At 72.4% G+C, this 24,186-nt stretch carries 24 protein-coding genes and 4 pseudogenes; 13 read left to right on the top strand and 15 right to left on the bottom strand.

Features of this window, described 5'->3' with window-relative positions; genetic code table 11:
* Positions 1-189 precede the first annotated feature (189 nt).
* Together PHY01_RS26650 and PHY01_RS20010 are read left to right on the top strand one after the other, a co-directional pair.
* The gene (locus PHY01_RS26650) at positions 190-345 is read left to right on the top strand and encodes a hypothetical protein (RefSeq protein ID WP_170183898.1); all 156 of its coding nucleotides are present in this window, start codon (positions 190-192) and stop codon (positions 343-345) included.
* Positions 342-758 (top strand): ester cyclase, encoded by a 417-nt coding sequence (locus PHY01_RS20010; RefSeq protein WP_218030249.1) that lies wholly within the window; start codon positions 342-344, stop codon positions 756-758. The genes PHY01_RS26650 and PHY01_RS20010 overlap by 4 nt, the downstream gene beginning before the upstream one ends.
* A gap of 12 nt (positions 759-770) precedes the next feature.
* On the opposite strand, the gene PHY01_RS20005 is transcribed toward PHY01_RS20010, so the two are convergent.
* Complete coding sequence (locus PHY01_RS20005; RefSeq protein ID WP_218030248.1) at positions 771-1,250, bottom strand: glycosyltransferase; 480 nt, start codon at positions 1,248-1,250, stop codon at positions 771-773.
* Positions 1,251-1,296: 46 nt separating this feature from the next.
* Between PHY01_RS20005 and PHY01_RS20000 the strand changes: the two genes are divergently transcribed.
* Together PHY01_RS20000 and PHY01_RS19995 are read left to right on the top strand one after the other, a co-directional pair.
* Positions 1,297-2,139, top strand: a complete 843-nt coding sequence (locus PHY01_RS20000) for an alpha/beta fold hydrolase (protein WP_170183897.1) — start codon at positions 1,297-1,299, stop codon at positions 2,137-2,139.
* Between the two features lie 485 nt (positions 2,140-2,624).
* On the top strand, positions 2,625-5,924 hold the full coding sequence (locus PHY01_RS19995; RefSeq protein WP_170183896.1) for an ATP-binding protein: 3,300 nt from the start codon (positions 2,625-2,627) through the stop codon (positions 5,922-5,924).
* On the opposite strand, the gene PHY01_RS19990 is transcribed toward PHY01_RS19995, so the two are convergent.
* On the bottom strand, positions 5,861-7,948 hold the full coding sequence (locus PHY01_RS19990; RefSeq protein WP_141280620.1) for an alpha/beta fold hydrolase: 2,088 nt from the start codon (positions 7,946-7,948) through the stop codon (positions 5,861-5,863). The two genes, PHY01_RS19995 and PHY01_RS19990, sit on opposite strands and share 64 nt — an antisense overlap.
* Positions 7,949-8,043: 95 nt before the next feature.
* Here PHY01_RS19990 and PHY01_RS19985 point away from each other — a divergent pair, with 95 nt between their 5' ends.
* Entirely contained in the window at positions 8,044-8,751 is a 708-nt protein-coding gene (locus PHY01_RS19985) for an alpha/beta fold hydrolase (protein WP_141280618.1), read from the top strand.
* Positions 8,752-8,841: 90 nt separating this feature from the next.
* Here PHY01_RS19985 and PHY01_RS28270 read toward each other — a convergent pair.
* From PHY01_RS28270 to PHY01_RS19970, 4 genes and pseudogenes are all read right to left on the bottom strand, one after another.
* Positions 8,842-8,964, bottom strand: a pseudogene (locus PHY01_RS28270) (transposase); the annotation flags it as partial.
* Complete coding sequence (locus PHY01_RS28265; protein WP_370467417.1) at positions 8,937-9,107, bottom strand: hypothetical protein; 171 nt, start codon at positions 9,105-9,107, stop codon at positions 8,937-8,939. The pseudogene PHY01_RS28270 and the gene PHY01_RS28265, both read right to left, overlap by 28 nt.
* A gap of 171 nt (positions 9,108-9,278) precedes the next feature.
* Positions 9,279-9,593, bottom strand: a complete 315-nt coding sequence (locus PHY01_RS19975; RefSeq protein ID WP_141280616.1) for a helix-turn-helix domain-containing protein — start codon at positions 9,591-9,593, stop codon at positions 9,279-9,281.
* Positions 9,586-9,936, bottom strand: coding sequence for a type II toxin-antitoxin system RelE/ParE family toxin (locus tag PHY01_RS19970; RefSeq protein WP_141280614.1), 351 nt, complete (start codon positions 9,934-9,936; stop codon positions 9,586-9,588). The genes PHY01_RS19975 and PHY01_RS19970 overlap by 8 nt, the downstream gene beginning before the upstream one ends.
* A gap of 677 nt (positions 9,937-10,613) precedes the next feature.
* On the opposite strand from PHY01_RS19970, the gene PHY01_RS19965 reads away from it, so the two are divergent.
* From PHY01_RS19965 to PHY01_RS28260, 4 genes and pseudogenes are all read left to right on the top strand, one after another.
* Positions 10,614-10,943 (top strand): NIPSNAP family protein, encoded by a 330-nt coding sequence (locus tag PHY01_RS19965; protein WP_141280612.1) that lies wholly within the window; start codon positions 10,614-10,616, stop codon positions 10,941-10,943.
* A 132-nt stretch (positions 10,944-11,075) separates the two neighbouring features.
* A complete protein-coding gene (locus PHY01_RS19960) occupies positions 11,076-11,396 on the top strand; it encodes an alcohol dehydrogenase catalytic domain-containing protein (RefSeq protein ID WP_141280610.1) in 321 nt (106 codons plus the stop codon).
* On the top strand, positions 11,393-11,662 hold the full coding sequence (locus PHY01_RS19955; protein WP_141280609.1) for a hypothetical protein: 270 nt from the start codon (positions 11,393-11,395) through the stop codon (positions 11,660-11,662). The genes PHY01_RS19960 and PHY01_RS19955 overlap by 4 nt, the downstream gene beginning before the upstream one ends.
* A gap of 57 nt (positions 11,663-11,719) precedes the next feature.
* Positions 11,720-12,061: pseudogene (locus PHY01_RS28260) on the top strand (zinc-binding dehydrogenase); the annotation flags it as partial.
* A 7-nt stretch (positions 12,062-12,068) separates the two neighbouring features.
* On the opposite strand, the gene PHY01_RS27735 reads toward PHY01_RS28260, so the two are convergent.
* The 5 genes from PHY01_RS27735 to PHY01_RS19930 all read right to left on the bottom strand — a co-directional run bounded on the left by PHY01_RS27735 (position 12,069) and on the right by PHY01_RS19930 (position 18,060).
* Positions 12,069-12,347 (bottom strand): hypothetical protein, encoded by a 279-nt coding sequence (locus tag PHY01_RS27735; RefSeq protein WP_246086022.1) that lies wholly within the window; start codon positions 12,345-12,347, stop codon positions 12,069-12,071.
* A gap of 187 nt (positions 12,348-12,534) precedes the next feature.
* Positions 12,535-13,323, bottom strand: coding sequence for a 3-oxoadipate enol-lactonase (pcaD, locus tag PHY01_RS19945; protein WP_141280605.1), 789 nt, complete (start codon positions 13,321-13,323; stop codon positions 12,535-12,537).
* A gap of 140 nt (positions 13,324-13,463) precedes the next feature.
* Entirely contained in the window at positions 13,464-15,434 is a 1,971-nt protein-coding gene (locus PHY01_RS19940) for a sigma-54-dependent Fis family transcriptional regulator (protein ID WP_218030246.1), read from the bottom strand.
* Positions 15,435-15,463: 29 nt separating this feature from the next.
* Positions 15,464-17,098 (bottom strand): flavin-containing monooxygenase, encoded by a 1,635-nt coding sequence (locus PHY01_RS19935; protein WP_141280603.1) that lies wholly within the window; start codon positions 17,096-17,098, stop codon positions 15,464-15,466.
* Positions 17,099-17,250: 152 nt separating this feature from the next.
* On the bottom strand, positions 17,251-18,060 hold the full coding sequence (locus PHY01_RS19930) for an N-acyl homoserine lactonase family protein (RefSeq protein WP_141280601.1): 810 nt from the start codon (positions 18,058-18,060) through the stop codon (positions 17,251-17,253).
* A 362-nt stretch (positions 18,061-18,422) separates the two neighbouring features.
* On the opposite strand from PHY01_RS19930, the gene PHY01_RS19925 reads away from it, so the two are divergent.
* Positions 18,423-19,136, top strand: coding sequence for a M24 family metallopeptidase (locus PHY01_RS19925; protein WP_141280599.1), 714 nt, complete (start codon positions 18,423-18,425; stop codon positions 19,134-19,136).
* Between the two features lie 144 nt (positions 19,137-19,280).
* Here the strand turns inward: PHY01_RS19925 and PHY01_RS19920 are convergent, their stop codons facing one another.
* Both PHY01_RS19920 and PHY01_RS19915 read right to left on the bottom strand, forming a co-directional pair.
* A complete protein-coding gene (locus PHY01_RS19920; RefSeq protein WP_141280597.1) occupies positions 19,281-20,063 on the bottom strand; it encodes a MerR family transcriptional regulator in 783 nt (260 codons plus the stop codon).
* 42 nt (positions 20,064-20,105) lie between these two features.
* Positions 20,106-20,759, bottom strand: coding sequence for a DUF3159 domain-containing protein (locus PHY01_RS19915; RefSeq protein WP_141280595.1), 654 nt, complete (start codon positions 20,757-20,759; stop codon positions 20,106-20,108).
* Between the two features lie 197 nt (positions 20,760-20,956).
* On the opposite strand from PHY01_RS19915, the gene PHY01_RS19910 reads away from it, so the two are divergent.
* On the top strand, positions 20,957-21,598 hold the full coding sequence (locus PHY01_RS19910) for a hypothetical protein (RefSeq protein WP_141280593.1): 642 nt from the start codon (positions 20,957-20,959) through the stop codon (positions 21,596-21,598).
* Positions 21,599-21,631: 33 nt separating this feature from the next.
* On the opposite strand, the pseudogene PHY01_RS19905 reads toward PHY01_RS19910, so the two are convergent.
* Positions 21,632-22,509: pseudogene (locus PHY01_RS19905) on the bottom strand (DUF5996 family protein).
* 281 nt (positions 22,510-22,790) lie between these two features.
* Between PHY01_RS19905 and PHY01_RS28255 the strand changes: the two are divergent.
* Both PHY01_RS28255 and PHY01_RS27730 read left to right on the top strand, forming a co-directional pair.
* A pseudogene (locus PHY01_RS28255) lies at positions 22,791-23,384 on the top strand (NAD-dependent epimerase/dehydratase family protein); the annotation flags it as partial.
* A 163-nt stretch (positions 23,385-23,547) separates the two neighbouring features.
* Positions 23,548-23,715, top strand: a complete 168-nt coding sequence (locus tag PHY01_RS27730; RefSeq protein WP_246086021.1) for a hypothetical protein — start codon at positions 23,548-23,550, stop codon at positions 23,713-23,715.
* 71 nt (positions 23,716-23,786) lie between these two features.
* Here the strand turns inward: PHY01_RS27730 and PHY01_RS27725 are convergent, their stop codons facing one another.
* A complete protein-coding gene (locus PHY01_RS27725) occupies positions 23,787-24,161 on the bottom strand; it encodes a hypothetical protein (protein ID WP_141280591.1) in 375 nt (124 codons plus the stop codon).
* Positions 24,162-24,186: the final 25 nt, after the last annotated feature.

The raw sequence follows: 24,186 nt of genomic DNA, 5'->3' as shown, positions 1-24,186 counted from the left end.
TCTAGGCGCCACCACCACCCGCCGGGGCGAAGCCGCCCGTGCTCTGGGGCGACGAGGAGCACCTCCGGGCTCTGCTCGGGGACGGCGTCACCGACCTCACCGCGACGCGGGGCACGGTGACCGTCGAGGGCTACGCCACCCCCGAGGAGTGGCGCGACTTGGTTCGCCCCGCGCTACGGACCCGTCCTGATGGTGCGCAACGCGCTGGCCGGCTCGCCCGAACGGGTGGCCGCGCTGGACACCGACCTCGCCGAGGTCGCCCGCAGCCACGACCGCGGGACCACCGGCACCGTCATGGACTGGGAGTACCTGCTGACCACCGCACGCCGAGGAGGCCGCACGTGAACGCCAACGTCACCACCATCGCCACCGCCGTCGGGATGCTCAACGACGGCGACGTGGACGGGTACGTCACCACGCTCTACGCACCGGACGCCGCCGTCCACGGCTTCCCGCCCGACTTCCCGCCGACCCGCGACGGCATCGGGGCGTTCATGCGGACGCTGCGCGCAGGCGTGCCGGACGTCCGCATCACCGCGCAGGACATCGTGGCCGACGGCGACCGGGTCGCCGTGCGGTTCACGGTGACCGGCACGCACACCGGCGAGGTGTTCGGGAACCCGGGCACCGGGGCGGCGATCGACGCCGAGGGCATCACGATCGTCGAGTTCCGCGACGGGCAGGTGGTCGAGCGCTGGAACCGGCTCGACGAGGTCGCCCTGCACACCCAGATCGGCGCGATCCCCGCGCCGGCCTGAGTGCACCAGGACTCAGCCGAGGAGCTCGAGGAGGTGGTCGGCGGCCCGCCCGGCCCCGCCGGTCTCGACCGGCAGCGAGCCGGCGGGCCGTCCGATCGCCTCCGTGACGACCTCGGCGAACCGGTCCGGATCGGCGAGGTCGGCGTAGTCGAGCCGGCGGCCCGCCCGGTACTGCGCCAGCCGGTGCGGCACGTGGATCTGCTGCTCGAAGTGCTGCGCCAGCGGGACGTAGACGAACGGGCGGCCCGCCGCGACGAGCTCCATCGTGGTCGTCAGCCCGCCCTGGACGACGCCGAGGTCGCAGGCCGCGAGGTGCTCGTCGAGGTCGGGCAGGTAGCCGCGCACCTCCACGCCCGCGGGCGCCGCGACCGCGGCGGGATCGATCCGCGGTCCCGTCACCACGACCATGCGCAGGCCCGGCACCCGCTCCTGGATCCGCGGGAACGCCTGCGCGACCCGGCCCAGCGGGTGCCGGCGAGGTCGTCCACGCACACCGGCCGACACCACCCACGGCCGAGGAGATCACAGGAGGAGTGCTGTGCAGAACATCGACACGACACCGGTCCCGGTCGACGGCGCCCGGATCGAGGTGATCGCCGAGGGGGCCGGTGCACCCGTGCTGCTCATCCAGACCGCGCTGCTGGCCGACGAGTTCCTCCCGCTGTGCCGGGAGCCCGCGCTCGCGGGCTTCCGGCGCCTCCGGTCGCACCGCCGCGGCTACGCGGGGAGCAGTGCCGTCGGTGGCGTCCACCCGATCACCGGCGAGGCCGCCGACTGCGTGTCGCTGCTCGACGCGCTCGACATCGGTCGCGCCCACGTCGTCGGTCTCTCCTACAGCGCGGCGATCGCGATGCAGCTGGCGGCGGACGCACCCGGCCGCGTGCACAGCCTCTCTCTGCTGGACGCCCCACCCGTGCACGTGGCGAGTTCCGCGGCGTTCCGCGCGGCGAACGCGGAGCTCGCCCGACACCGCGCGGTACACGGCCCCGTGGCGGCGCTCGACCGCTTCCAGACCCTCCTGCTCGGGCCCGGCTGGCGTTGCGAGGTCGAGCGGGTCGTGCCCGGTGCCGTGGCCCAGATGACCCGGGACGCGGCGACGTTCTTCGACTCCGACGCTGCGGCCCTGCTGTCCTGGTCGTTCGGCGCCGCGGACGCCGCGCGCATCCGCGCGCCCGTCCTGTACGTAGGCGGGAGCGCGAGTGGCCGGTGGTTCGACGAGGTGCGCGGGCTCGTCCGGGACTGGATCCCGCACGCCGAGATCCGGACGATCGAGGGCGCCGACCACAACCTCGCGCTCACGCACGCCGCCGACGTCGCTCGCGTGCTCGCCGACTTCCTGACCCGCCACCCATTGCCCGGTGGGGGTCGCGGTGTCCGGTGAGGCCCCGCGTCGGGTCATGGCTCGATGAGGTCGACGCGGTCACGCAACTCGCGTTTGTCCAGGCTGTTCGCTTCGGCTGATCGTCAGGTGGGCGGCGAGCTCCTGGGAGGTCTTCCCGTCCCGCGCTGAGTTCTGTCACCACGGATCAGGGGCTCCGGGACGACGAATCGGCGCGGGCGGTGATGCTGAGGAACCCGGCCGGGACGATCGCCGAAGCAGTACTCGCGCCGCTGGAGATCGACTCGGCCCACCCGAGATCTCTGACGCCAATCGGGTCCTCTTCGCCGCATCGTCCGGCGACCGGTTCCGGCGACCAGCATCGAACCCGAAGAGGCGGCAGGTCGCGACCGCGCGGCCGGCGATCGCCGACGCGTGGCGGCCGCCCGGGAGGCGAAGATCGGTCGACCGACCGCGACGATGACGCGCTTGTGTCCGGTCGCTCCAACGTGAGAGAACACGTCGAGCATCGACCTCGGGGAGGCCCCGTGGACATCGTCATGGTCCGCCTGTGCGGCGTCTTGGAGGTGACGCGCGGGGACGAGCCGGTGGTCGTCGTCGGACGCAAGGCCCGGCTGCTGCTCGCCCGGCTCGCCGCGGCGGACGGAGCGGTTCTCGCCGCAGCCGACCTGGTCGAGGCGCTGTGGGCGGACACATTGCCCGCCAGGCCGGCGAACGACGTCGCGACGCTCGTCAGCCGGCTGCGCGCCGCGCTCGGTCCAGCGGCTGTGCTCGGCGGGCGGGACGGCTACCGGCTCGGACCGGACGTCCGCACCGACATCGCGGACGCCGTGAGCCTCTCCCGCGAAGGGACCCGACAGCTTCGGGCCGGACGGGCCGCGCTGGCGGCGGCCGCGGCGCGCCGTGGCGTCGAGCTGCTCGGCGACGGCCGGGCGCTCGTCGGGTCGCCGGAGGCCGGCTGGGTGCTCGACCTGCGCGGGGAGGTCACAGCTCTGCTGCGGACGCTGCGTCATCTGCTCGCCGAGGCCGCGACGGCCGCCGACGACCCGGCCGTCGCCATCACCGCCGGACGCGCAGCCGTCATGGTCGACCCGCTCGACGAGTGCGCGCACCGCCTGCTGATGGCCGCCCACGACGCGGCCGGCGAGCAGGACCGCGCCCTCGCGGTGTACGAACGGCTCCGATCCGCGCTCGCCGAGGAACTCGGCGTCGATCCCGACGAGCACACCCGCGCGCTGCACGTCGCGATCCTGCATGGGCGCACCCCGGCGCCGGCGCGCCGAACGGTGGCCGCCGCCCCGCCGAGAGCACCCGCCGGCCGCGACGCCGAGCTCGCCGTCCTCGCGACAGCCTGGGAGGCGGCGGTGGTGGGCGACGCGCGCACCGTCCTGGTCACCGGCGAGGCCGGGATCGGCAAGACCACGCTGGCCGAGGCCGCCGCCGCATTCGCGGTCGGTACCGGCGGGCTGGTGCTGCGTGCGCGCTGCTACGCCGCGGAGCGGTCGCTGTTCCTGCGGCCGGTGCTCGACGCATTGGGGCCCGCGTTGCTCAGCCGGCCCGCGCCGCAGGCCCGCCGGCTGGCCGGGCCCGCTGCCGGAGTGCTGGCCGGCATGCTCTCTGATGCGGCCGGGGTGCTCGGTGAGCCCGAACCGCCGCTCGGCAGCCCGGAGATGGCGCGCTCGCGGGCGCTGGACGCCGTCCGCGACGCGGTTCACGGGCTGGCGGCCACGGCGCCCGTGCTGCTGCTTCTCGACGACCTGCACAACGCCGGGGTCGCCACGGTCGAACTGCTGCACCACCTGGCGCGTCGCTCGGCCGGCACGCGGCTGCTCGCTCTGGCCACGGTCCGCACCGAGGAGGGCGCCGCCGCGCTCGACGCGCTCGCCGAGGTGACCGACCGGGTCGAGGTCGGCCCGCTGGGCCCGGACGCCGTCGCATTGCTGGCCGCCCGGGCCGGCGCGGCGCGACGCGGCGAGGATGTCCTGCGCCGCACCCGCGGACACACCCTGTTCGTCGTCGAATGCCTGCGTGCGCTCGCGGCCGGCGAGCACGGCGTCCCCGAGTCGCTCCAGGCCGCGATCCTGGCCCGGCTGCGGCGCGCCGGGTCGGACATCGAGCGAATGCTGCGGGCCGGCGCCGTGCTCGGAACGGCGGTCAGCCCTGACCTCGTCGCCGCGATGCTCGAACTGCCGGCTCCGACGGTCGTCCACCTGTGCGAGGAGGCCGCGGCGGCACGGCTGCTCGTGGCGGTCGGGGCGGAGTATGAGTTCGCCAACGACCTCCTCCACGAGGCGCTCTACGCGACGACGCCGACGCCCACCCGCCTCGCCCACCACCACCGGGCGGCCGATCTTCTCGCAGACCGGCCGGAGGCCCTCGCCGGCCATGCCGAGGCGCTCGGTGATCGCCCTCGCGCGGCCCGGGCGTGGCTTGCCGCGGGGGAGGACGCGCTCGCCCGGTTCGCGTCCGCCGACGCCCGCGCGTTGCTGGACCGAGCCGTCGCCGCCGTACCCGCGGACGACCCGGTCCTCACCGGTCGCATCCACCTCGCCCGGTCGCGCGCGTGCGAGTCGCTCGCGGACTTCGAACCCGCACTGCACGATGTGCGCGCGGGCGTCGACCACTTCCGGGCGGCGGGAGAGCGGCGCCTGGAGATGACCGCGCTCCGTCGCTACCTCAGTGACCTCGCCCCGGTCGTTCCGGCTCAGGAGCTCGAGCAGCAGCTCGCGACCGGGGTCCGCATCGCCCACGAGTTCGACGACAAGGCGGCGCAGGCCGATCTCCTCGGCGGCCAGGCGATCCTCGCGGCCAACCGGCTGCGTTTCGCCGAGGCGATCGAGCTGGGTCGGCGCGCTGTCGCGGCGGGCCGGGCGGGGCGGAACGAGGAAGCGCTCGCCGGTGGCCTCGACGGGCTGAAGACCGCCTACGCCTACCTCGGCGAGACCGAACGGCTCGCCCCGGTGCTCGCCGAGCTGGAACCGCTGCTGCGTCGCCAGGGCAGGCTGCACCTGCTCCACTGGGCCGTGTTCGAGTCGGCGTTGCCGGCGGTGGCCGCCGCGGACTGGGACACCGCGATCGCGCGCATCGACGACGCGCTGGCGATCAACCGGCGAAGTGGCCCCCGCGCGCCGGAGGTGTGGATCGTCGCCCATCGCGGCTGGGTGGAACGGCTGCGCGGCCGGTACGCCGAGGCCGTCGAACTGGGCCGGCAGGCGACCCGGCTGGCCCGCGCCGCACCACACGACTGGTGGTTGCCGACGGCGCATGCGCTGCTCGCGTCCACACTGCTGGAGCTGGGCGAGGTCGCGGAGGCGACCGTGCTGCTCCGTGAGGCGGAGACGGCCGCGCGCCGCGGCGGAACGGAGGCCTACCTGCTGCGCAGTCTCGCGCCGCTGGCGCAGGCCACCGGCTCGCCCGAGGTGCTGGAAGCCGCCGACGCGCTGCTCGGCCGGATCCGCGCACCGGCGGGCTCGGCGTGGCTCGCGGGTGGCGACACCTACCTCACGGTCGCCCGGGCGTGGCGGCAGCGCGGCGAGCCCCGCCGAGCGCGGGTGGTGCTGGCTCCGCTGCTCACCGCGGCCCGGCGCACGGGCTGGATCCCTTGGCTGACCGCCGGCGAGCTGGAGGACGCCGCGGCCCTCGCCGAGCTCGGCGAGCACGTCGAGGCCAAACGCCTGCGGCACCGCGCGGGCGAGCTCGCGCGCCGCCACGGCATGCCGCACCTCGCCGAGCGCGCGGCCGCAGCGGTCTCCGGCGCCCGACGTCACAGCAGCTCGGCCAGCCGCGCCGCGGCGCGGGCCGCGCCACCGGGATCGACCGGCGCGTAGTTGACCTCCCGGCCGATCTCGGCGGCGATCGCGGCGGCCAACGCGTCCGGGGTCAGCTCGTCCCAGTCCAGCCGGCGACCGGCCCCGTATCGGGCCAGCCGGTGTGGGACGTGCAGGTTCTGCTCGAAGTGCCGGCGCAGCGGGACGTAGAGGAACGGGCGGCGGTTCGCCGTGAGCTCCATCGTCGTGGTGAGCCCGCCGTGGGTGATCGCGACGTCGCAGGCGGCGAGCCGCCGGTACAGGTCCGGCACCCAGCCGTGCACCTCCAGCCCGGACGCGGGCGGCACGCACTCCGGGTCGATCCGCGGGCCCGTCACGACCACCATCCGCAGGTCCGGCAGCACGCGCCGGGCCGCCGGCAGGGCCGCGACGACCCGGCGCAGCAGCGGCAGGCCGATACCGGTGCCGCCCGCGGTGACCAGGCAGACCCGCTCGTCCGGGTGCCAGCCCAGCTCGTCGCGGATCCCGTCTCGGTCGCGGTCCTCGATCGGGGTGAACCCGGTGACGTATCCCGGGAACGTGTAGTGCGCCGCCGTCCACTCCGCGATGGACGGCAGGCCGGGACCGAACGGGCACGCCACCACGTCCTCGACGTCGCCGACGAACAGCGCGCGGTCGCGCAGCCGCGGGAAGCGCCGCACCTGCTCCAGCATCTGCGCGTTGTAGTCGGCGGTCAGCTCGGCCTCGCGGTCGCCGCCCTCGGGCATCGGCAGGTAGCCCACGAAGTCGGTCAGCCACGCGTAGGCCGCCGACTTGAGCTCGGGGTTCTCGTGCAGGAAGTGGTCGAGCTCCCAGGCTTCGTCGCCCACCCACAGGTCGTGGTGCTCGGTCTGCGCGACCTCGGCGAGGACGTGGAAGTTCGCGAGCAGGATCTCGTCCATCGACCGCAGCGCCTGGAACGCGGGCAGGTCGTGCTCGCCCGCCTCGCCCTCGATGTGCCCGGCCTCGCTCGTGAGCAGCCGCGACGCCGGGTGCACTCGCTCACCGCTGGCGGCGAGCAGCTCGGTGACGGGGTGCTGAGCCAGCCACTCGATCTCGACGTCCGGGCGCAGCAACCGCAGCTCGTCGGCAATGGCCAGATCACGGCGGGCGTGCCCGAGCCCGATCGGCGAGGACAGGAACAGCGCCCGGGGCCGGCGGTACCGGGCGGGCGTCCACGCCCGTGGCGGGCGCGACCGGGCGGTCACGGCGTCGGCGAACTCGCGCAGCAGCAGGTTCACCCGCACCGGGTGACGGGTGTTCGGGACGTGCCCGGCTCCGGGCAGCGTCACTAGCGTGCCGCCCGTCCACTCGGCGACCGCCTCGCCCACGGACATCGGGATAAGCAGGTCCTCGCTGCCGTGTAGCACGAGAACCGGGCATCGGACGCGGGTGCAGGTTGCGCTGGCCTGCTCGGGCGTCGGGAAGCCGAACCCCACCATGGAGTCGATCAGCACCTCGGCGGTGGTGCCCGCCGACCAGCCGACGGCGTCCTCCCACTGCTTCGACGAATGCGGCTCGGAGTTGCACGCGGCCAGGAAGGACCGGGCGAAGGCGTCGAAGCTGTCCCGGATGTAGTGCCGGTTGACGATGTGCGGGCCCTCGTAGCTGTCGCGCACCTCGTCGAAGTCGGATCCGTCGAACATCACGGTCGGTGCGATCGCGACGACGCCCGCGACCCGGTCGGGATGGGTCGCCGCAAGGTCCAGCGCCTGCCGGGCGCCCCCGGACAGCCCGACGACGACCGCCCGACCCGTGCCCGTCGCGTCCAGCACCGCGACGAGGTCGGCCACGGCCTGCTCCATCGTGTACGCCGCCGGCCCGGCCGGCCGGTCGCTGCGCCCGTTGCCCCGGAGGTCGACCGTGACCACCCGGAAGTGCCGTGCCAGATAGGGCACCTGGCACTTCCACTGCCGCGCGTGCACCAGCGGGAGGGAGGTCGGCAGCAGGATCGTGGGTGTTCCGTGGTGCTCGTAGACCTCGTAGGCGATCCGCACCCCGTCCCGCTCGACGTGGTCCTCGATGTCGGGATACCGCGCGCGCATGCCGCCCAGGGTGCCCGCGGCCGTTGCAGCCGCCCTGCAATGCGGCGGCAACGCCGGCGCGCACCCTCGCGGCGCACCGACTCAAGGAGGACGAGATGACCACCTACGTGCTCGTGCACGGCGGCTTCACCGACGGCTGGTACTGGGGCGAGACGGCTACGCACCTGGAGAAGGAGGGACACCGCGTGCTCGTCGCTGACCTGCCGAGTACCGGTCGCGACCCGGCCACGCTCGGCGGCCTGCCCGACGACGTCGCCGAGGTACGACGGCTGGTCGACGAGGCCGGCGGGCCGGTGGTGCTGGTCGGCCACTCCTACAGCGGCATGGTTGTCACCGAGCTCGCGGACCACCCCGGCGTCGTCCACACCGTCTACGTCTCTGCGTTCCTACCGGCGCGGGACCAGTCGCTGATGGACCTCTTCGGCTCCGATCCGGCGCCGTGGATGGAGATGGCCGCAGACGTTGCCGCCACGCGGGTCACCGGTGACGTCGAGGTCGCCCACCAGGCGCTCTGCGCCGATCTCGACCCGTCCCGGGTGCCGGAGTGGCACGCGTCGCTGATGTGGTCGTCGGCCGCCATCCTGGGCGTCCCCAGCACGGCCCCGACCTCGATGCACCCGCTGACCTACGTAGTGCTGGAGGAGGACCGGGCCATCCCACCGGAGGCGCAGGAGGCCATGGCGGCGCGCGCCGACCACGTTGAGCGGCTGGCGACCGGGCACGTCCCGCAGCTCACCGACCCGACCGGGCTCGCCGCGATCCTCGCCGGCCTCACCGATGACGTCCGGGAGTCGGTTCAGTAGGGAGTCCGGTCGCGCCGGCATCCGCCCGAGCGGCGACTTGACCCGGGTTCCGCAGTTCGTGAGCAGATGTGAGTGGTGAACCGCCCCGTCCTCGCTGTCACCGACGGCGAACCCGAGTACTTCGCGCCAGCCGTCGGCCCGCACTCCGGTGGCGATCACGACCGCCTGGGATACGACCCGGTGGTTCATTCGGGCCTTGCCGTAGGTGGCGTCGTGCGTTCATGGAGCCCGGCGCTGATGGTGTCGGCGAGCTCGGCCGCGATCAGCGCCTGGTAGATCGTCTCCGCCGCAGTGCGGACACGACCACCGACATTGGCGGCCTTGAGTACGTCGAGGACTTCGAGCAGGGCAGCCACCACTGGGACGTGACCTGGTGCACCCGCCCACGTCCACCGACGTAGTCAGTCGGATGGTCGAGCGACAGCCCGTCAACACGACGAACGGCCTGGCCACCAGCGCAGAGAAGGGCCTCTGCCCAGGCCGCGTTGTAGGTGGAGCTGAGGGGATTCGAACCCTCGATGCGAGACTCAGGCGACATCCGGACGGGCTGCAACCCGCACGGTCAGGTCTGCGTCCAGCGCCCGCGCGATCCGCCCCAGCACCGGCAACGTCGGCACAGTGCCCCCGGCCTCGAACCGCGCCACCGCCGACTGCGTCATCCCCGCCGCCGACGCCAGCTCAGCCTGACTCCACCCCCGCGCCAGCCGGAGCTCCCGCACCGCCGCCCCCAGCTCGAACGCCAACCGGGCAGCCTCGTACGCCTCCTCGACACCCGGCTCGGCCATCCGGCGATCCCGCAGCGCAGCCCACGATTCCCGCCCGGCGCCCGTCGCATCAGCCATCGTCGTCCTCCACCGTGTGCTCCTGCGCCATGCAGCGCGCCATCGCCCGACGCGCCCGCTCGACCTCGCCCGTCTCCCGCATCCGCGTCTTCGCGAACACCGTGAGCAGGACGATCCGCCGACCCGACGCGATCCAGTACGTCACCCGTGTCGGACGACCGTCCAGATGGAACCGCAGCTCCCGGAGCTTGCCGTCGAGCTGACGCGTGTACGGCTCGCCCAGCAGCGGACCCCGATCCGCCACCAGGTCGATGTAGAACGCCGCCGTGGCGAACTGCTGCGTCGGTAGCTGCTCGAGCCAGTCCCGGACCTCCGGTTCCAGCTCGACGGTACCCCACGACATAGCGACTATGCTATACGACGTCGACGACGGATCGACCACGGATCGGCAACACCCGTTGGGTGACTAACTGGGTGACAACCGAGCTGCACAAAGGCGGTCGATTGCGGACGAGCGTGGACGTCATATGCCCGTTGACCTGCGGAAACACGTCGCGCCCTCCTCGATGACGGGCCGCGGCTGCGTGCGGTGGACGGACCCGGTGACCTTCGAGCCGCCCGTGTGACCGATGAGCCGGACGATCTCCTACCGGCGCTCCCCCGTGCGCAGGACCCGCACGTTCGGCGGGACAGGCGGGGACGCATCCGGTCACCGACCAGGTCGACATGCTCCCAGGACAGCGCCCGAAGCTCCTCGGTCCGCGCGCCGGTCGGCAACGGGACGACCACGAGGGCGCCCATCGTCGTCGCGGGCGCGGTGTCGAGCAGCTGGGCCTGGGCAGACTGAGCCCCTGCGACGGCCGCCCCGCCAGCCCGGTCGGGATACCGCACATGCCCTGCGTACGAGACTGCCCTGCGTATAAGGTCACGCCTGCCACACGCCCCGGCCTGTTCGTCGCGCCGTGGGTCCTGTTCGACCGGCTGACCTGGCCGGACGAGGACGGCCCGGGGCTCGACCGCCGACGACGACCGCGAACCAGCCATGGCCCCGGTGACGGCACCTCCGGACGAGGAGCGTTGATGCTGTACGAGTTGCGTGAGTACACCGCGGTGCCCGGTCGCCTGCCGCGGCTCATCCAGCGGTTCAACGATGTCACCATCGAACTGTTCCGCAAGCACGGCATGGATCTGGTGTTCCTGTCGCGCACCGACTTCGGCGAGGACTCGAAAAACGAGATCGTGTACGTCCTGCGGTTCTCCTCCTACGACGAGATGGAGAGGTGCTGGGCCGCGTTCTTCGCCGACCCGCAGTGGCGGGCCGCTGCGTCGGCGAGCGAGGTCGACGGCCCGCTGGTGGCCTCGGTGCGCCGTCGACTGCTCACCACGGCGGAGTTCCCCGAATCACCGTGACCCGGCGCCCTCGCCGCCTCATCGGAGGGAACGCACAGCCGCCGGCGTCGTGACCGGGATCGTCTCCAGTGCGCGTTCCCCGCTGTCGGCGCAGCATCGGGCCATGACGATCGAGATGGCGGGGGAAGCACGGTGAGGGCCATCGTGATCCGGGCCGCGGGCGCCGACTTCCGCGTGGAGGAGCTGCGCACGCCGACCCCCGGACCGGGAGAGATCTTGCTGCGCGTCGCGGCGTGCGGGGTCTGCCACACCGACCTGCACGTGCAGGACGGGTCCCTGGGCTTCCGGTTTCCGGCGACGCTCGGCCACGAGGTCTCCGGCACCGTCGAGGAAGTCGGCGACGGGGTGGGGCACGTCGCCGTCGGCGACGCCGCGGTCGGGGCCTTCATCATGCCGTGCGTCGGATGTGCACCACGGACCGGGAGGAGATCTGCGAGACGTTCCTCCCCGTGAACCGCAGGTACGGCACGCTCTACGACGGGACGACGCGGCTCTACGACGCCGACGACGATCCGGTGTGGATGTACTCGATGGGCGGTCTCGCCGAGTACGCCGTCCTGCCGTCGCTCGCGGTGGCGCCGCTCCCCGCCTCCGCGTCGCTGGCCGAGTGCTCGATCCTCGGCTGCGCGTTCCTGACCGCCTACGGCGCGCTGGTCCATGTCGGGGCATCGGCACGGGCGCGACCGTCGTGGTGCTCGGGTCCGGCGGGGTCGGGCTGAGCACGATCGCCACGCCAGGGCCCTCGGTGCCGAGACGATCATCGCGTCGACGTCACCCGGGAACGCTTGGCCGCCGCGGTCGGACTCGGTGCCACCGCGACCGTGGACGCCACGAGCGGCGACCCCGTCGACGCGGTGCGGGAGCTCACCGGTGGCGGCGCCGAGATCGTCATCGAAGCCGTGGGGCAGCCCCGCACCGTCCGCCAGGCCACGGAGATGACGGCCGACGGCGGGCGGTGCGTCCTGGTCGGCATCGCCCCGTCCGGCGTCACCGCGGAGTTCGAGATCACCCCGCTCGTACGGCGCAAGGTGCAGGTGCTCGGATGCATGAGTGGGCGCCCCCTGCCCGACCTCACCGCCCTCGGCGGGCTCGTGTCGGAGGGCGCCCTCGATCCGGGAGCCCTGATCACCCGTCGGTTCCCCCTCGAGGAGGCGGGCACCGCCTACCGGCCGCACCGATCACATGGCCGCCGACGACCACCGGCGCGGCGGCGATCCCGCGCAGACCCTCCTCCCGGACGGAGTGGTCCAGGGCGGGTGAGTGGCGGAACGTCGCGTCGCGGGCGTAGTCCTCGGTCGACTGTGCGACGCCGTCGGACGCGACCAGGCCTCCGAGGCCGATGCGGTGCGGCAGGCGCAGGGTACGGAAGAGCGGCGTGACCAGGCCGTGGCTCGCCGAGACCACGGCCTCGTGGCCTCCCGCCCTGTTGACGGCGACGTATGCCGTCGAGGTGCCCAGGCTGTCGCGGATTCGACGGCACAGTGCGCCGAGCACCTCGCCCCGGGAGCGCTTCGGTGATGCCCCGGATCAGCGCCGTTGGTCTCTTCGAACGGCCACGACCCGGCTCCCACGGAAGCGCGCTCCGTCCCCGTCACGAGGAACTGCCCGGCCCCTGGACCGCGTCGAGGACGTGGTCCACGACCAGCCGGTTCACCTGCTCCGCCGCCTCGATGTTCAGCAGGTGGGAGGCGGGCAGGGTCTCGAGCCGCGCCCCGTCGATCGCGGAGCGGAGCAGCTGCGCATGCGGTTCGGCCGGTGCGACCGGGTCCGCCTCACCGGCCAGGACCAGCGTCGGGGCCCGGATGGCGTCGAGCCGATCGACGTGGTCCCACGTCGCGATCGCCTCGCAGCACCCCAGATAGCCCGGCTGCGTCGTGTCCCCGACCCATTCGCGGGCCCGTGCGACGGCGACCGGATGCGCGGCCGCCCAGGCGGGGGTGAACCAGCGCCCGACGATCCGCGGCGCGAGCGGACCGAGCCCGTGCTCCTCGACGTCGGCGATCCGCTGCCGCCACGGTGCGGGTTCGAAGCGGGCGGACGTGGCGCAGAGCGTCAGGGCACTGATCCGGCCGGGGTGCTCGGAGGCGATGTGCATACCGATCATCGCGCCCATCGACAGCCCGCACCACGCGACGTCGCGCAGCCCGAGTGAGTCCAGCGTCGTGAGGAAGTCGTCGGCCAGCTCGGCGATCGTGTACGGGCCGGGCGGCGCCGGAGAACGCCCGTGGCCGCGCTGGTCGATCCGCACGACCCGCAGTCGCCGGCCGAGCGCGGGCACGTTCGGTTCCCACATCTCCAGCGTGCTGCCCAACGATCCGGCGAGCACGAGGACCGGTCCCTCCTCGAGGCCATCGACGGTGTGGTGCAGCAGTACCCCCATCGACCCAGCTCCTCGACTCGACGTGCACGGGATCGTGCAGCGAAAGGCGCCTCGCCCACTGTCCGGATTCGCGACACAGGGCGATCTCGGCAGTGCGATGCGTCATCTCCGGACGGTCGCACCCGCATTCCCGGGTGCGCTCACCGCGACGACGGAGCAGGCAGGTGGTTCTCGTCGATGCCGAGGACACGCATCTTCCGGTAGAGCGTCGAGCGGGCCACACCCAGCCGCTCGGCAGCGGCCAGCTTGTTGCCACGGGTCTCGGCGAGGGCCTCCAGAACGACGTCCCGCTCGGCTCGTCGCAGGGAGGCGCGATCCGACCGTCGTCCTGCTGACCGGTAGTCGGGCGCAAGATGCTCCTGCGCGATGTCCGAACCCGCCGAGCGGGTCACCGCCTCCGCCAGCACGGCCTCGAGCTCCCGGACATTGCCGGGCCAGTCGAGCGAGCTGAGCGCCCGGAGGCTCCCCGGTAGCAGTCTGGGTACCGGACGCCTGGTGCTGTGTGCCGCAAGGAGAAGCGGAGCCAGCTCGGCGATGTCCTCGACCCGGTACCGCAACGGCGGCACGGTGACCGACACGGGGAAGTGGTCCAGCACGCGACCGGCCGGGGTCACCCCGCCTCGGATCCTCGCGGTCGCGATGACACGCCCCGGGGCCGCGGTCTGGATGATGCTCTCGCTCCGCTCGGCGATCTCGGGGGCGAGCCGGTCGAGATGACGGAGCACGATCGCGTCACCGGCCGCGCAGAACGAGTGCAGTCGCCCGATCCAGGCGGCCGGGTCGTCCGCGGCCAGTACCGCATCGAGTACGTCGACGGTCGCCTCGGCGGTGCGGTGCCGATGCACGTACATGGCCACGTGCAGCTTCCCGACACCCGGCTCGCCGCAGATGAGCACCGGGCGGTCGCTGCGCAGTGCGGCGTCGATGTCGGACCGGAGCCGGGTGGCGGCCACGCTGCGACCGGCCACGCAGTCATGTTTCACCGCATGCCGAGCACGCTGCGACGTCCTCCGGGCGATCGGTGCCCGCCCGTCGGAACGGACGTGCGGGCGCATCTCCACCAGCACCCCGGCCATCTCGCCCTTCTCCCCGATACGCACGGCCTTGGCCTGTGCGACCACGTCGTGGGCGAGCCGCACCTCGCCGGTGCACTCGTCGCTGCTGCCCAACATCCGGCAGGCCCACTCCCAGAGCGTGGCCTGGTCGGACAGGTCGAGGATGGCGGACGCCGCCGTGTTCGCCATGATGACGTCCTCGTTGAGGGACACCACTGCGGTCCCACCGCGACGGTTCGCCCGGACGAACCTGTCGAGGAGCATGCGCTCACGCCGGGTCATCTCGGCGTACATGCGCGACTCGATCTCGCGCACGGCGGCCAGCACCATCGGCTTCAGGGCCCCGTGGGCCTCCTCCACCCGGCACGTCACGTCGAGGACCCCCTCGACACTGCCCGTCATGGGATGCCGCACGGGCGAACCGATGCACGTGAAGTCCTGCAGGATCTCCCGGTAGTGCTCGGCGCCCGACACCTTGAACGGCTTCGCCGCCTCCAGCGCCGTCCCGATGCCGTTCGTGCCGGTGAACTCCTCGGCGAAGACGAACCCCGGAGCGATCAGCGCCCGGTCGAGGGCCTTCATCAGGTTCCGGCCACCGGCCCGCCGGTCGATGATCTGCGCCTCGGTGTCGGCGAGCACGATGGAGACCGGGCTGTCCTCGAGCTGGTCGGCAAGGCGGTCGATGACCGGACCCGCCGCGCGCAGGAGCCGCACCGGACGCTCGAACTCGGGCCGGTACGGTGCCTCCTCGCCGGTCGGGGCGAGACCGACGAGCTGGCAGCGTCGCCACGAGGTCAGGATCTCCGGCCGGAACCCGGTCGCGACCTCGTCGAGGTGGCCGGGAGCAGCGTCGAGGACGTGCTCCCGCCGGGTGCGGGCCCTGACGTTCTCCTCGCTCGCGTGCACAGGCTGCCCCTTCACCGTCGACGAAGGCCGGTGCTGGATAGGTGGTGAGCCATCGAAACAGAGAGCTGCCCCACCGTACCGTCCGAAAGTGCGACAGTTGCCCGCAACGATGCCGGTCAGGGGCGTCCGGCGGACGGGCGCGCCGCGCACCCGAGGGCGTGCGGCGCGCCCGTGATCGCTCAGCTGGCCTCGAACTCGGGGTACCCGGCCGCCTTCACCTCGTCCCACTTCCCGAAGTACGACCCGAGCCCGCCCGGGTAGTTCAACATCTGCGCCGGCTTGCCCGGCACGTTCGCACCCCAGTACCAGGACCGGGCCTTGGTGAACAGCGACGCCTCGAAGAGCTCGTTGACGTGCGCCGTCCACTCCTTCTCCGAGTCGGCGCTCGACTCGAACCGCGTGCGCCCCTGCCGCCGCAGGTCGTCGAGGAAGTCGACGACGATCTCGCCCTGGTACTCCGCCGACGTGGGGCCGTTGCAGAAGCCCGACGGGCTCTGCGGGCCGTACAGGAAGAGCAGGTTCGGGAAGCCTGCCGTCGACAGGCCCATGAAGGTGTCGACCCGGTCGGCCCACTTGTCCGCCAACCGCTCACCGCCCACACCCTGGATGTCGATGGCCATGATTCCGCCGCGGTTGTTGTCGAACCCGGTGGCCAGCGCGATCACGTCGCATTCGATCAGCCCGTTCCTGGTGACGACGCCCTCCGGTCTCACCTCCAGGACCGGCTCGTCGTTCTGGTCGATCAGCCGCACGTTGTCCTGGTTGAACAGGTCGAAGTAGTCCTGCTCCAGAGCGGGCCGCTTGACGCCGAAGGGGTGCGGCGGCGTCTCGGGGGCGAGCAGCTCCGCGGTGGCCGGGTCGTGCACGCGGGCGTGGACCTTCTCGCGCCAGAAGTCGTAGAAGGTGCGGTTGACCGCCTCGTCGCCGAGCAGATCGACGTACATGCCCAGCCAGAGCGGGAAGCCACCCTCCGCCCAGAAGCGCTCGTAGGTGGCGCGGAGCTCCTCGGGGGTCGCCTTCGCACCCTCCTCGTCCATGAAGGTGAAATCGAACCCCGCGAACGCCGTGTAGCGCGCCGCGAAGCGCTCCGGCAGCCCCTTGCGCACCTCGTCGTTGTCGGCGCGGTCGAGGGTGCGCTGGCACATCGGCAGCGCCAGGTTGGGGGTGCGCTGGAACAGGGTCACGTGCGCGGCCTCCTTGGCCGCCTCCTGGAAGACCTGCACACCGCTGGCTCCCGTGCCGATGACGACGACGCGCTTGCCCGCCATGTCGACTCCGCCCTGCGGCCAGCGCGCCGTGTGGTGGCACTCGCCCGCGAAGGTCTCCATGCCGGGGATGTCGGGGTACAGCGGCTTGGACCCGAAGCCGGTGGCGACGAGGACGGTGCGCGCCTTCTGCTGCTTGCCGTCGGAGGAGAAGACCGTCCACTGGCGGCTGTCCTCGTCCCATCGGGCCTGCGCGGCGAACGTGTCGAACTCGATGTCCTTGCTCAGGTCGAGCGTGCGGTCGACGTGCTCGAAGTACTCGCGCACCTCCTGGTGGTCGGGGAAGCGCTCGCGGAAGTCGAAGTCCTTCCACAGGTCCTTGTGCGCGAACTGGTAGATGGCACCGACGGTGTCGGTCCGCGCACCCGGGTAGCAGTTCCACCACCAGACGCCACCGAGCCCGCCGGCCGAGTCCCAGACCTTCACGTCGAAGCCGAGATCGCGAAGCCGGTCGAGCTGGTACAGGCCGGAGAACCCACCGCCGACGACGAGTACGTCGAGGACCCGGTCGGCTATCTCGTCGCTCGCGGAGGACTGCGTTGCTGTCATGTGCTCACTCCTCGTTCATGGATCACGTCGTTGCCGGTGTCGTCGGCGCGTGAGAAAAGCAGGCGAATACGGATCGCGCGGCTCCGGTATGTGGGTGGTGGTTTTCCGGGCCGACTCCGGGGGTCTCGCGGACGGCACCCTCGGGCGAGGAATCAGGCGTAGGCGTATCCCTGCGTGAGCCTGATGGGTCGGAGTTCCTTCGTGCCGTCCACGTGCGCGATGGCGGTCTCGTCGTGGCCCGGGAACATCAATGCGTTGTTCTCCTGGGCGATCTTGCCCAGCCTGCCGAGGGAGGTTCGCCACAGGTCGACGTCCCAGTAGATCTGCGGGTCGGCCACCGGCTCGACGTAGTTGTCCGATGTGTAGAGCGCATCGGAGGTGAGCAGCACGGTGCCGGTGGTGTCGAGTTCGAGCTGCATCACCATCTGTCCTGGGGTGTGGCCGGGAAGGTGGTGGAGCCGCACCCCGTCCGCGAGCTCGGTTCCCTCGTCGGTGACGAGTGTGGGCTTCTTCGCCCCCAGGAAGGCCCAGTCGGCCTTGTTGAAGAAGTTCTCGTTCTCCTGCAGGCCCATGACGTGCGCGTACTCGCGTTCGTGGACGACGATCTCGGCGCCGGCGTCCTCGAAGAAGCGCAGGCCGCCGGCGTGGTCGGTGTGCAGGTGTCCGAACACCACGTAGCGGAAGTCGTCCGGGCCCAGACCGAGCGCGGCGAGCCGCCGCTCGATGTTCGCATCGGTGCCGAGCTCGTCGATGCCGACGGCGTCGAGCCACTCGGGCAGCCACTCCTGCGCGGCCTGGGGAGAGACACCCGTCTCCCACAGGATCCGCCCCTGAGGCGTCTCGATGATGTAGGCGATCACCGGGCAGTCGTAGGTGACCCCGGCGTTGTGCGGACGGTTCGACAGCAGCGACAGGTCCAACTTCATGTGGCCGAGAGGGACCCCGCGCACGGTGATGCTCATCGGTCGCTCCCGACGGCAAGGCTTGTCAAGGTCATTCTGCTTCTGCTCCTTCACGTCCGAACCGGCGAAATGTATGGTCGGATTGTGGATGGCGGGTGACCGAGACCACTGTCCGAGAACGCGACACTGCGCCCGCAGCGCAGTGCTGGAGCGAATTGGGACAGTTGCCGGAGCGGCGAACACAGGCCCGGCCGAAATCGTGTCGAGCACCGTATGAGGAGGAATGGTCAGATGACCGACCGGGAGTTGGACCCGATGCCGTGGCGAACCCGGCACGTCGTCGTCGATCGGCCGCCCGTCACCCCGAGCCCGGCACAGGTACGCAGCCACCGGCGGGCGGGACGTCCGGCCGGCGTCGCCGCATGACGACCGCGGCGGAGGGGGACGCTATCGACGAGCGGCGACGCGCCGCGCGCCTGGTCGCGGCGGAGGAGCAGGCGGAAGCGTTGTTCGCCGAGGTGGAACGGCGGGGGCTGGTCGCACCGGGCGAGCGCGAGACCGTGGTCAGCGACCGCGTCCGGGACCTGGGGGCCGCGATGTTCGGCACCGATCGCCACTGGCACAAGCGAGTCGTCCGGGCCGGCCCGAACACGCTGCTGGCCTACCGGGAGAACCCACCGGACCGCGTGATCGGCGAGGACGACATCGTCTTCCTGGACTTCGGACCGATCTTCGCCGAGTGGGAGGCCGACTTCGGCCGCACGTTCGTCCTCGGGCAGGACCCGGTCAAGCTCGCGCTGCGCGACGACCTGCCGCAGCTGTGGGCCGCGGGGCGCGCCCACTTCGAGGCCCACCCGACCATCACCGGTTCCGAGCTCTACGCCCATGTCGCCGCGCTGGCCACGGGTGCGGGCTGGGAGTTCGGGAACGTCCATGCCGGGCACCTCGTCGGCGAGTTCCCGCACGAGTTCGTCGACGGCGACAGGATCGACAGCTACATCGCACCCGGAAACCCACACCCGATGCGGCGCACCGATCGCGCCGGTCGGCTGTGCCACTGGATCCTGGAACTGCACCTCGTCGACCGCGCCCGGCAGATCGGCGGTTTCCACGAACAGCTCCTGACGCTGCGCTGACGACGCCGAAACGGTCGTCGAACGGCCCGATCACGGCGCATCACGCCTCGTGCGACATCCGCCCCACCACCGGCAGCGTCGGCACCGTGCCCCCCGCCTCGAACCGCGCCGCCGCCGACGGCGTCATCCCCGTCGAGCGGCACCTCAGCGGGCATCTCGGCCCTTCGTCGGCGGGCGTTCCCGCGGGGGTACGTCGGTCTCCGTCTCGGCCTGCAGGATCTCCTGGACCCGGCGGACGACGTCGACCTGCGCGGGGTTGTAGAGCTCCCACATCGCGGCCCCCGCGATCCGGGTGGCGGTCCGGGCGCCGCGCGGTGAGTCGGCGTGCAGATCGACCATCTGTGGGTGCTCGGCGCGGACCCGGCGGATGTGCGGGGCCATGCGCCTCGCCAGGTCCTGGCGCGTTCCCTCCCCCGCGTCGGCGGGCAGGGCGTCGAACTCGCCGTCGGTCGGGTCCGGGGGCACGCTGCGCAGCATCTCGGCGTAGGCGTCCAGGGTCCGCGGCCCCAGGAGCCGGCTCATGACCAGCACGAGCGACCGGTCGGCGTCCGACAGCCCCGCCGCCCCCGCCACCGGCACGAGCTCGGCGGGCAGGTCGGCGGGCGCGTGGTGGCGCAGGATCAGACCGAGCTCCACACGCGCCCGCGCCAACCGCTCGATCGTGACGCCCAGCTCCGCGTCCAGGGCACGCAGCGCGTCGGTGGGAGGGTGGTCGTCCTCCCCCAGCTCGGCGATCCGGGTCAGCGAGAACCCGAGATCGACGAGGCGCTTGATCCGCAGCAACCGGACCAGGTGGGCGACGCCGTACTGCTTGTAGCCGTTTGACCGCCTCGCCGGCTCCGGCAACAGCCCGACCTCGTGGTAGTGCCGGACCGCCCGCAGGCTCGTCCCGGCGAGTTCGGCGATCTCCCGCGTGCTCCAGGCCATGACCCGATCCCACACCGTGCCCCGACGGCATGGTCAAGGCCGTCAGGTCGACGGGAGCAGGAGCCTGCTGCTGCGCCGCCACGCCCACACGACCACCAACGCGGCCACGAGCGTCAGCGGCCAGCCCATGACGATCCGGGCCACACCCAGCCAGCCCGTCTCGTCGCTCACGTAGAGCCACTGCTGCACCCCGAAGCGCGCACCGGAGACCGCCGCGGCGGCGAGCATGGCGACGTCGTGGGCCCGCAGCACCCTCCGGTCGGCGCGCCACCCGTGCGTGCCGCCGTGCACGAGGTTCCACACCACGCCGCTCAGCGGCCGCCGAACCAGGATCGACCCGAGCGTGACGACGAGAACGACCAGATAGCCCCAGATCCCGATGACGAAGAAGTCCCGCGCCGACCCGGTCAGGGCGACGATGCCGATGGCGAGTGCGAGTCCGAGCAGCCCGCCCGCCACCCGGCTGAACGGCTCCCCGCGCAGGCCCCGGAAGCCGGCGATGGCCAGCGCGACCGCGACGGACACGACGATCGTCGTCGACAGGGCCAGGAACGAGTTGGCCGCGACGAAGACGAGGACCGGGACGGTGGAGTAGACGAACGCCCTCGGGCCGCCCAGGTGGTCGAGCAGCGTCGGCTGCGGTCCGTCCGGCGCGGGCGGGCCGGTGCGGGCGTGACCGTGGTCGGTCCTGTTCATGGGGTCCTCCTGAGGCGGGTCGTGGTCCCGGGTGCAGGAAAGGGCCTGCCGCAGCGGCATGCTCAAGCGGCCGTGGTGAGCGTCACCCCGCCCCGGTGGCACCGGTCACCTCCGGGCCGCCGGGGTTGACCGTGCCGCGACGGCACGGTGTCCCCTCCCGGACGACGGAGAAGACGTGCCCACGTCGAGGGAGGACGATGTTCACGAGGACCAGGCGCCGCCGCCACCTGGCCCGGGCCAGGCCCGGCGACGGCAGCCGGGTGCAGCGGTTCCGCCTCCGGCAGCTGTTCACCCGCTCGCTGTTCGCCGTCGACCTCGCCGAGGACTCCGGTGACCGGCACCTGTACGAGGTCGACGTCCGGCACGGCCGGGACAGCTCGTCGACCCGCCGGCCCGCCGCGCTCTACCGCGACGGCGTCCAGGTCCTCGCGGGCAACCTGCCGGTGGCGTTCCCGGTGCCCGGCGGCGTCATCGAGGTCGCCACCGGCCAGTTCGGGGTGAAGCGCATGCACCTCGTCGGCCACGACGGTCGCGAACACGTGCTGAGTCCGCACCCGCGGTCCCTGGAGGGGCGACGAGCACGGTTCGACCGGCGCTTCCCCCGCGCCAGCGCGGCCGTCGGCGTGGTCGGCCTCGTCGTCCTGCTCGCGGGGCTCGCGGTGAGCCTGTCGCTCGCCGCGGAGCAGGTCACCCGGGTCGAGGTCGTCGCGCAGTACGTCGGCACGTTCACCTCACCGGTCCACCTGCCCGCCTGGGCGAACCTCACGCTCACCGTCGCCGTGGCGCTGGCCGCCACCGACCGCGCGCTGCGGGTCAAGAGCACGTGGATGGCCGACTGATCCCGCGGCCCGTCGCGCTCCACCACCCGAACGTCACGACGATCCCGCGCCGCTCCCCCGGACGGCCCATCGCAGGGGGTCGTCCTCCAGCGCGGCGCGGTCCCAGAGTCCGCGACCCGCGGCGGCCTCGTAGGTGGCGTGGAGGAACTGCGCGACCGTGCGGTCGGGGTCGGGGGCGGCGCGGGCCACCTCGTACGGGAGCAGGAACTGCTGGAACCCGGCGCTGTAGAAGGCCCCGTCGGGACCGGCCGGCTGGTCGGCGAACCCCTCGGGTGCGGGATAGGCGTAGGAGTAGAAGGCGCCCTCCTCCCCGCCGCCGGGCCAGAACCCACAGCTCGACAGCTCCCGGGAGTACCCCTCGACCATCACCCAGTCCCCGCAGTTCGGCACCCACCGGGGTGCGGCGGGGCCGGCCGCCCGGAGAAGCGGGTACAGGCCAGGTCCATGCCGCCCCAGAAGAAGTGCACCGGGCTGACCTTGCCGACGAAGTGCGACCGGAACTCCCCCATCACCCGGTTCGCCTGCAGCAGCTGCCGCCAGAACAGGGCCGCCGCCTCACCGTCGTAGGAGGCGTGCACGTGGTCCTCGGCGAACGGGATCGCCGGCTCGACCTCGTTGGGCACCGGACGGATCGCCGCCTCGATCCCGAGCCCGTCGAGTGCGTCCATCACCTGCGCGTAGAACTCCGCGACCGGCATCGGCCGCAACGGGACGGCCCGGGTGCCGCCGTCGCTGCTGCGGATCTCCAGCCGGTGGGAGAGGAAGTCGAACTCGATCTCGAAGGCGCCGGTGCCGTACGGGACGGCCGAGGTCGTCAACCCGCGCGGGGTGACGTAGAGGGCCACCTGCCACCAGTGGTTGACCAGCGGGGCGTGCGCCATGCGGATCTTGCCCACGATCTGGGTCCACATGTGCAGGGTCTCGCGGGTGGGCGCCCAGTCCGCGACCCGCAGTGTCGGCCAGTTCGTCGTCGTCATCGCTTCTCCGGGTCGGCGTGGTCGGGACGGGGTGCCGGCGTCCCACACGGTGCGTCGGTCCCCGTGGGCGGGGAAGCCTCCCACGGCCGGATCGTCGCCGCAGGTGGAGCAGGTCATGGACGCGGGGCGGCGGACGGTGACGCCGTTGTCCGGTGGGGACGACCGCGATCGGCCGGACGTGCTCCGGCCCGCCGGCAGTGCTTGACCCGGGCCCCATGAGGATCTTCTTCACCGGCGGCAGCGGCAAGGCCGGGCACCACGTCGCGCCCTACCTCGCCTCCCAGGGCCACCAGGTCACCAACGCCGACCTCACCCCGCTCGGCCACCCGCGAGTCACCGACCTGCGGGTGGACCTCACCGACGCCGGCGAGGTGTACTCCGCGCTGGCCGGCGTCCCGACCCAGGCCGACTACGACGACCCCCGCCCCGAACCGTACGGCGGCTCGGCCTACGACGCGGTCGTCCACTTCGCCGCGGTCCCCCGACCGCTGCTCACCTCCGACCAGGCCACCTACGCGACCAACGTCCTCGCGCACTACAACGTCCTCGAGGCCGCCACCGCCCTCGGCATCCGCAAGATCGTGTTCGCCTCCTCCGAGACGACCTACGGCATCTGCTTCGGGCGCGGCGACCGCAAGCCCCGCTACGTCCCGGTCGACGAGGAGCACCCGGTCGTCCCCGAGGACTCCTACGCCATGTCGAAAGTCGCGGGCGAGGTGACCGCCCGGTCCTTCCACGCCCGCACCGGCGCCGACATCTACGGACTGCGCATCAACAACGTCATCGAGCCCCACGAGTACACCGAGCTCTTCCCCGCCTTCCTCACCGACCCCGGCCTGCGCAGGCGCAACCTGTTCGCCTACATCGACACCCGCGACCTGGGACCGCTCACCCTGCGCTGCTGCAGCGCCTCGCCTGGAGACCGACGGGCTCGGCTACGAGGTCTTCAACGTCGGAGCCGCCGACATGTCGGTGGCCGCCACCACGGACGAGATCATCGACCGGTTCTACGACGGCGTCGAGGTGCGCCGCCCGATGGGCCGCGACGAGACCTTCTACAGCATCGACAAGGCCCGCCGACTGCTCGGCTACGAGCCGCAGCACTCCTGGCGCGACGTGCTGCCCGACCCGGGAGCCTGACGGCGCCGACCCGGGTTCGGACGACCGGGCCCGCGGCGGCGCACGGTCGGGTGCGTTCCGTGGAACGCGGCTCAGAGCGCGTCGTACACCCGGTCGACGGTGTCCTGCAGGTCCGGGCCGTAGGGGTTGGCGTCGGCCAGCCGCGCGTTGCCGCCGCCGGTCACCCGGTCGATGTCCCCGTCGTAGTCGAGGTCGTCGTAGACGATGTCCGCGCGCCCGTCGCCGTCGGTGTCGAAGGCGTAGACGTCGGGGGCGAAGGTGCGGTCGCCGCTGTCGTTGTCGAACAGGGCGACGTCGTCGTGGGTGTCGCCGTCGCTGTCGATGAGGACCACGTCGGCCTCGCCGTCGTCGTCGTGGTCGACGCGGGTGGTCTCCTGGTAGCCGTCGCCGTCGTCGTCGCTCAGCGCGACGACGGTGCCGTCCTCGGGGTGGTAGACGTCGGTCATCGGGGGCTCCTCGGGTGGGTGGGTG

This window comes from Pseudonocardia hydrocarbonoxydans, assembly GCF_006539565.1.
In the GTDB taxonomy this organism is placed as follows: Bacteria; Actinomycetota; Actinomycetes; order Mycobacteriales; family Pseudonocardiaceae; genus Pseudonocardia; species Pseudonocardia hydrocarbonoxydans.
The sequence above is the reverse complement of the archived record's forward strand: the minus strand, read 5'-3'. Positions and strand labels throughout refer to the sequence as shown.